Source organism: Streptococcus pseudopneumoniae (genome assembly GCF_038148935.1).
In the GTDB taxonomy this organism is placed as follows: Bacteria; Bacillota; Bacilli; order Lactobacillales; family Streptococcaceae; genus Streptococcus; species Streptococcus pseudopneumoniae_U.
The window spans coordinates 1-8,704 of record NZ_JBBJZX010000084.1 but is presented as its reverse complement, the minus strand read 5'-3'; the positions used below and the strand labels follow the sequence as shown (position 1 = coordinate 8,704).

Annotated in this window: 1 protein-coding gene and 1 pseudogene; both read left to right on the top strand. The window is 36.8% G+C overall.

Translation table 11 applies throughout. The features are described 5' to 3' along the window. A pseudogene (locus tag WKI42_RS11095) lies at positions 1–139 on the top strand (Rpn family recombination-promoting nuclease/putative transposase); the annotation flags it as partial. Between the two features lie 469 nt (positions 140–608). Beyond that, positions 609–8,704: Ig-like domain-containing protein (locus tag WKI42_RS08530; protein ID WP_368081689.1), on the top strand; the 8,096-nt coding region annotated here is incomplete at its 3' end.

Sequence of the window (8,704 nt, the reverse complement as noted above, 5' to 3'; positions counted from 1 at the left end):
CGAACAAGGACTTGAACGCGGGAAAGCTGAAGGAAGTTTGTCTATGCTACTAAATCTCGTTCGTCAAGGTCTTCTAACATCTGAAGTTGCCAGTAAGCAGTTGGGGATGACCGTCGCTGAGTTTGAGGCGCTTTTGTAAGTTAGGGGATGTATCTAGCTTTTCCCTCAAAATCTTATCAGAGTGCTAGGAAACTTACATCGTATTTCACTATTTTCAGCAGAATGCTTCTGTTGATTTTATATAGAAAAAATGGCGGATTTTATCTTTCTATAGATAGGGTCTGTTTTTATTTATATTAAATTTAAAATATTATCCATAATAAGGTTGATAGATAAGGGTGTGCATATATATATATATATATAATCGCGAGAAAATGCTATTATATCGGCTTTTTTGTTACTTTTTTAACGTCTCCACGAGACTGCTAAAAACTTCGCGTTTTGCTGTTCAAATTTGCGAAAATAGGATATAATAATACTATCTCGGAATTTGTCTTTTGACAAGTGTGGGAATAAAAAGAAACATATCCTTTCTTTAAATACCTAAAATATTTAAGGGGGGGGGTATTTTTTGGTACCTCCAGAAAGGGAAAACGAGAGGTAAGATAATGAGAAAATCATATCGTGATGATAATGGTGAAAAAATTTACCGTTACTCAATAAGGAAATATCATTTTGGGGCTGCTAGTGTTGCAGTGGCGGCTCTGATGTTCTTTGCGAATGGGGTGCAAGCGCAGGCCCCTGCAGTGTCTCCGGTAACAGCTAGTGATGTAGTTGCTGGACCTTCTGGAAATTCAGATGGGGATCCACAGGATTCAGATGAGGAGAATCCGGAGAAAACGGCAGTAGTTGAACAGCCAGTTGATCTCAAATCAGCAGGAGAATCTAGCGCTCCAGAAGCTAAAGCTGAAGAAGGAAGTCAAGAAGAATCAGAAGCTGAAGTTAAAAGTCCTCAGCCCGAGACTAAGATAGACGATAAAGAAGAAGCTTCTCAAGTGGCGAAGGAAAAAGATCAGGAAGGATCAGCGCCAGTAGCTGACATAAGTGCAGCCAAATCGACACAAAGCACCCTAGAAGCTTTGTTGGCAAATCTGACCCTAGACTCCATGAAGGCTCTCCACACTGAAGTCGAAGAAGGTATCGCAAAGGCTAAGGCGGTCTTAGAGAATCCAAAAGCGACGCAAGCACAGGTTGATGAGCAAGTCAAACTCATGGAAGACCTGACTCGTCGGGTCAAGGAAGCTTTGTCACCTCAAGTTTCAACTCCTCCAGTCTTAGAAAAAGCAGGTCTGACAAACACTACGCTGACTGCTCCAGAGGGGACTGTACTAACTCCAAAGGAAGCTGTTACAAAAGTCCTAGAGAAGAATCCTGTAGCATCAACTAATGGAGAAGTTAGGACTCCATCAACTAAACTTTCAAAGTCAGAAGTTAGTGATAATCAGAACAAAGAAAAATTGAAAACGATTTCAAAGGATTTGTCTGCCTATCTGACACAGGCAAATGAAATCACACGTCCTGAGACTAAGAAACTTTTAGAAGGAGTAGAAGAAATTGTTAAATCAATTGAAGCTAGTGTATCACAACCTCAGTTAACACCAGCTGAAATTGAAGAACTCCTCAAAAAAGGAAAGCAAGCTGAGAAAAAACTTGCCTTAGCACTTACTCGTGAAAAATCAGGAAAACGGGATTTGCGAAATAGCAAACCAATGAAACAAGGCTCAGACTTTAGAGCTAATCCGACTGGTCTTAAAACAAAAAGGGCGTATATTGTTAAAAATGGTGATGGTTCTGGATTGCCTGCCGAGACTTATCTGTATGCGATGAGAAGAGGCATCAATGACAAACCTAGAGAAGAGAATTTAGTGCAAGTAAGTGATGCAGTGGAGGAAGCTAAGGTTACTGTTACAAACTTGGGTAATGGTAATTTCAAATGGGATTTGATTTTTAATAGTAGTAGTACACGACAAAATCACCAAAATGCTTTTTATTGGTTTACATTACCGAAAGGGCATACTATTACAGAGACTCTGGCAGTTACTAGAACATATGAGGGACATACCAACTCATCCGTTAGCGGAAGTCGTACTTTTAACGAGGAATGGGGAAATAGAATAAGAGAAACGTTAGGAGGAGATAAAGCTGTTTATGGCCCTGCAAAAGGTGGGTTTGACTTTAACTCTAACTTTAATAGTCTTACTGATGTTACAAATACTGATTTTATAGCTAAAACTGGTCAGAGCCAGAAAGTTGGAAAGGATCCTACTGACAATCACAATTCAGATGGGTATTATTATTTAGGGCCTACTCTAAACAAATTCCGTAAATGGCCGGAAGGAACAGCAGTTTCTAAAGAAGTGGTAGCTAAAGCAAAAAGGAATATAGACGGATTGCATGAGAATAGTGAGGTATTATATCACTTTACTCTGAATAATGGATTAGTAAGGATTTCTTATAAAACACATACAGATAACCAGTATGCTCCGCTTTACTATGGAGCTGGAATGAGATCGGTTGAGAATAGTACAGCTCATATGTACTTCATGGCGAGAGGGTTACAAGAAAAGCCGAATGCTCCGACAGTTACACCTAATAATGAGGGGACAGTAACAGTGAATCCTTATTCTGGCCAAAATCAAAACGTGGATATGGTAGGAATCTCTTATAGGAATCAAGATAATGAAGAGAAAACGATAACCCTAACACGTAACCCTAAAGACGGAACGTGGACTAGTAGTGGGGATGGTAAGGATGGAATTCAAATCAATGGAAATTCATTCTCAGTAAAAGCAGGGTATGCTAAAGCTGGAACAGAAGTTAGTGCCATATCTTACTTTGGGAATAGTGATGCTAGTGATAGACATAAAGCGACTGTGCCAACGGACGGAGTTCCGCCGGTAGTTAGTGTGAATGGAACTCAGCTTCCAACAAGTAAAAATAACTCAAACCCTGTTTTGTATGAGGTTGCTCAGGGCGAAAGATTCACTCCAACTATAAAAGTATGGGATAATTCAGGAAAAATCAATAATCTATCTATTGACAATACACCAGGTGGGGTTAATAAAGAAAAGTTCAGTCAAGATTTCCGTACTCAAACAACAGCCACGGAAGCTACTCCATACACTGCTCCAACTTTAGATGGTATAGTTGCTGATACTCAAACTCCAGGAGTTCATATAGCGGAAATCAGAACCCAAGATGGAAATGGTAATTCACAAACTTATTACTTTAACTACAAAATTAAACCAAAAGCACCAACAGTTACTATTCCTCAAAATCAAGGCGGGAAGCTAGTTTCCACAGAGCGTAGTATTTCGGGTACAGGTCAGCCTGGAGCAAAAGTAAAAATTACATTACAAGATGGAAGAACAGTTAGGGAAGTTACTGTTAAAAATAATGGTACATGGACATATGACTTAGCGTCGAATGAAAAACTAACACAAAATGATAAAGATTCGACCGTAAAAGCTTCTAATCCTATATCTGTGAAACAGGTTGTTAATAATATTGAATCAGTAGCGAAGACTGTGGATGTTCAAATGGGAAGAGCAATCTCTGTAGCTACACCTGTTAAGGCAGGACGAGATATTTCTGTTAAATTACCTCACGATACTGCATTATTTTATCTACAAATAAAAAATGGAAGTGATACTGTTCAATATGATGTTAAATTAGTTGACGGAAATTGGAAAATATTAAATGCAGATAAAGTTAGCACTACTGAGTTGACAGTATCTAATGGGAATAATATCTCTGAAAAAGTGTTTACTCTTCATATTAAGGATTCGAATAGAAAAGAAAATATTCCATTTAGAATTAATGATGACACTACTATACAAGTTCGTGCTCATTATGTTAATGGTAGCAATAATCCAGCGGATCCAACTAATGATGGAGGATGGTCTGTAGCAGCGCGAGCTACAAATACAGATCCAGCCATTGCAGTAGCAAATCAAAATACTACTTATATCTCAGATGGTACTTTGACAAAAGATAAGTTAAAAACACTTGTTAATGTAACAGATGCAGAAGATGACAATAATAAAACAGTTGGAAATAGTGCTAAAGAAAACTTAGATGTAACAGTTACGAAAAATGGACAATCTGTTGATTTAACAAATGGTAAAGCTCTAAAACAAGGAACGTACAATTTAACGTATACAACAACAGATGCTGCAGGAGTAAGAGTTACAAGAGAACATACTATTACAGTTTCATCACTTGCAGAGGCCTATGCGAACGATATTGTATATCCAACTGATAAAGTAGAATATGGTAATAATGATGTTACAAGTGGTAACTTTACGAAAAATATCAAAGGTAGTTTTGCTGAAAAGCTAAAACAAGTCAACCAAACGTTAAAAGGGAATCCTAAGTTTACAGCAGGGACAACAGATGAAACGAATAAAGTTGTCAAAGTGACTTTCTCTGATGATTCAAGTATAGATGTTTCTCATGATAAAGTGGCTAAACCAACGGCGCCGGTAGTAACACCAAAAGGAGCGTATGCAGATTCACTAGACTCAACAGAGCGTAGTATTTCAGGGACTGGTATTGCAGGAGCAACTGTTAAGATTACGTTACAAAATAATAAAGAAGTTACAACAACAGTAGGAACTGACGGGAATTGGAAGTATGACTTAAAGGCTGGTGAAGTATTAACTCAAAATAAATTAGCAGATAACACTAGTGGTTACAACGGTAAACAAGTAATAGTTAAGCAAGTTTTTAATAATGTAGAATCTGATACGACGAGTAAAGATGTTCTGATTGGATTCCCTACTTTAGAAAATAGTGTTGCTGCGGGTCGTGATATTAACTTTACGTTACCTAAAGATGTAGGATTAGCCTACATTCAAATGAATGATTACAGAGAAGAAATAACAGTTAAAAAAGAGAATGGAACATGGAAACTTGGCGGGAATTTTGCGGGTAAATTAAACTTAGAAATAGTTTCACAAGCGAATCCTTCAATTACGAAATTCCATATTAGTGTTAAAGACCCTAAAACGGAATCAAATATTCCTTTCAGATTACAAGCTGGAGAAAATAAACTTCGCTTACGTATGCACAAAGCGGATGCTGCAGGAAATTCAGTTGGAAATTCTTCACAAATTTATGTAGGTGAAAATCAGACACGTGCTGATTGGGTACGTGCAAATGTAACTAATACAAAACCAACAATTACAAATAAAGTCGACAGTAAAAATACTTATGTAGCTAGTGACAAATTAACAAGAGCGAAACTTTTGGAATTAGTGGTTGCCACAGATGTTGAGGATGATAATAATAAAACTGTAGGTCAAACGGCTAACCAAAAACTAACAGTGACTTCTATTACTAAAGACGGTAAAACCTTCAATCTCAACGATACAGATTATCTAAAAAAAGGTAGCTATGTAGTAACGTACGGTACAAGTGATGCTGCTGGAACAGCTGCGGATTCTATCACACGTACGATTGAAGTTAAATCAATTGCAGATGTTACGACAATTAATTTAAATCAAAAAGAGACTTTCAATGCGTCAGATGTTGCGGATAATGGTTTCACAGATGCTGTAAGAGGCAGATTTGTTGAAAAAATTAAACAACAAAATCAAAACTTGCCAACAACTGCTCGAGTAGAGAAAATGACGGATGCCGGTTTTGGAAACGTAGCTAAGATTACTTTTGAAGATGATTCTTACAAAGTTGTAACAGGAACAGAAATTGCAGTGCCAGTAGCGCCAACGTTTACAGGTTCGAGAGAATTTGGAAATGACTTAGGTTCGATAGAGAGAAGAATTGCAGGAACAGGTATTCCAGGAGCAACTGTCAAGATTGCGCTACAAAATAATAAAGAAGTAACAACGAGAGTAGGTGCAAACGGAAATTGGGAATATGAACTTCGAAATGATGAATTATTAACTCAAAATGAGAAACAAGATGCGAAGACAAAAGCGGCTAAAGGTGTTTCAATTAAACAAGAAATAAGTGGAATGACTTCGGCTTCAACGCTTGTTAAGGTTCGTTTAGGAGAAGCCAAATTTGAAGAAACTCCAGTTCAAGCAGGACGTGATATTGTTGTTCGTGTACCGCATGATGCTAGCCGTTTCTATGTCATCATTGCAAGTAAAGACGGAAGTAAGTATCAGTATGGAATTAACAAAACGGATAATGGATGGCAAGTAGAAGAACAACATCAACCTTCAGGAAGTAGCACATTTACAGCTACTGGAAAAACAACAACTGACTTTACGGAAGAAAGAAGTACAAATCCAGCTGAGAAAGTATTTAAATTACACATTAAAGATACTCATACAAAAAATGATATTCCGTTCACTATTCCTTCGTCTAATAATAGTGTAATTGCTCGTGTTCACTATGATAATGAGGCAAATAATCCTTCTGGTGATTATGCAAGAGCAACAGCAACGAATACCTTACCAACAATAGATAAAAAACCAGATACTAAAGAGGTTTATCATGCTGATGGGACTTTAACTTTAGCTGCATTGAAAAATCTTGTTACTGTAAGCGATGCAGAGGATACCCCAGCTCAAGGACAGCCAAAAACTGTTGGAGAAGGAACTTTAACTGTAAGTATTCAAAAAGATGGGGAAACTATAACGTTAGGAAATAATGACTATCTAAAAGAAGGAACTTATACAATTACGTATAGTGCTGTTGATGCTGCAGGAAATTACAATAATCAGGGAAATGTTCAGGCGGTTACAAAACAAATTACAGTAACGGTAAAATCTCTTAAAAATGTTTATGAAAGTGGGATTAAAAACACATCTGTTGTGTTGCAAAAAGACGATATTCAAAATGGTGAATTAACACAAGCTGCAAAACAAAAGTTAGTAACAGAATTACAAAAAGTCAATACTCAATTGCCAACCAATACAATAATAACAGTAAGTAAAGGAAATGATGTTAATAATACTGTTGAAGTGACCTACTCTGATGGTACAAAAACGCAAATGCCATTAAATAGATTGGCAACTATTAATAGACCAACAATTAATGGAACGTTGACAGATGCTGATCGCACGGTATCAGGTACAAGTTTACCGAATGCGACAGTAACACTTACTTTACAAAATGATAATAGCATTACTACTACAGCTAATAGCAATGGTGAGTGGAGTGTTAGTTTACAAAATGGACAATATCTTCGAAAAAATGACGCTTCGAACACAAAAACATTAAATGTAAAACAAACATTTAAAAATCTGGAGAGCGGAATAACATCTGCAAATATTGCAGAAGGAAGAACATTCGAAGGACTTTCGTTGAAGTATCTTGCAGGAAGTTCTGTAACAATTTCGCCTACAACTGCATTAGTATATAAAGAACAAAATAATAAAAAATCTTTACCGAATTACTTAACGGTTGAATGGAAAACTGCTCCAAACACAACAACAGTAGGTGATAGCACTGCAACATTAGTTGTGAAAGAAAAAAATGTTGATAATACAACTACGAAACTAACAGAAGTAACTGTACCTGTTACAGTATATCCAACAGCTGTGGCTAAAAAGGATAAATTTACAACACTGTTAAATCAAGGATTACCTGAAGGAACACAGCCTGAAAATTATGTGCAGTTTAAAGGTCAGAATAATACTAATGTAAATAAACCAGCAGACGGTGTGACAGTAGCATGGGGTACTGAACTAAGTACAACAGAGCAGACGGATGCTACTGGAAATAATACAAAAGGTAGCGTAAAAGTTACTTATAGTGTTACAAATGCTGATGGAACAGAAGGAAGTGTTGAGAAAACTATTGATATCAATTTGAAAGTTTATCACGCTACTCCTACTATAACACATGTGACGACTACTTTTGGAACGGATTTTGGAGGAACAAGTAATAACGCTCAGACTTACTTTACATCTAATTCGCCAAAAACGTCTTCTACTTGGAAGTCAACATCAGATGGTAATTTTTCAGAATATGCAAGTTATAGTAGAACTTCTGAAAGACAAAAAGCAAATTATCTTGGTAAGTATAAAGATAGTATTCAAGTATTTATGGCAGGAGATAATGATGCCATAAATTGGAATCGTTCTGAAAAATTTGATGTTACTTTTGAAGTTAAACCTTTAACACCGACAGTAGAAGGGGCAACGTCTACTGCAACAAGTCTGACAGTAAATAACGTGAACAGTGGAACAACTGTAGAGCTGTATGACATGTCAAATCCAGCACAACCTAATAAGATTGGTGAAACAACCGTTGCTAAAGAGGGAGAGTTTGACAAAAAAGATAAGATAAATGTTCCTTTATTAGCAGGTAAAACATTGAATCCTGGTGCAAAAATTGTAGCCAAAGTGGTGTACACTTCTGGTAGCGATAAAACTGAGTCAGATAATAGTAATGAAGTAGTTATTAAATATACGAAACCAGCAGAGTTGACGTCAACGGCGAAAATGAATGGTGAAACAGAAATCAATATACCGACTGATGCTGATGAAGTAATGTTTAGTATTTCGAAAGATAATGGATCTGCGACTAAAGTGGTAGCGAAAAAATCAGAAAATTGGTCATTATCGAATGGACTTATATCAAAATCTCCAGATAACACATGGAAATTTGGCTCTCATGAAGATGGAACATACACAATAACAGCGGTAGCTACAGCTGGAAATGGTGAAACGAAGAGTGATGAAACTACAACAGTAATCACATCAAACTCACATAAAGTTACAAAAGT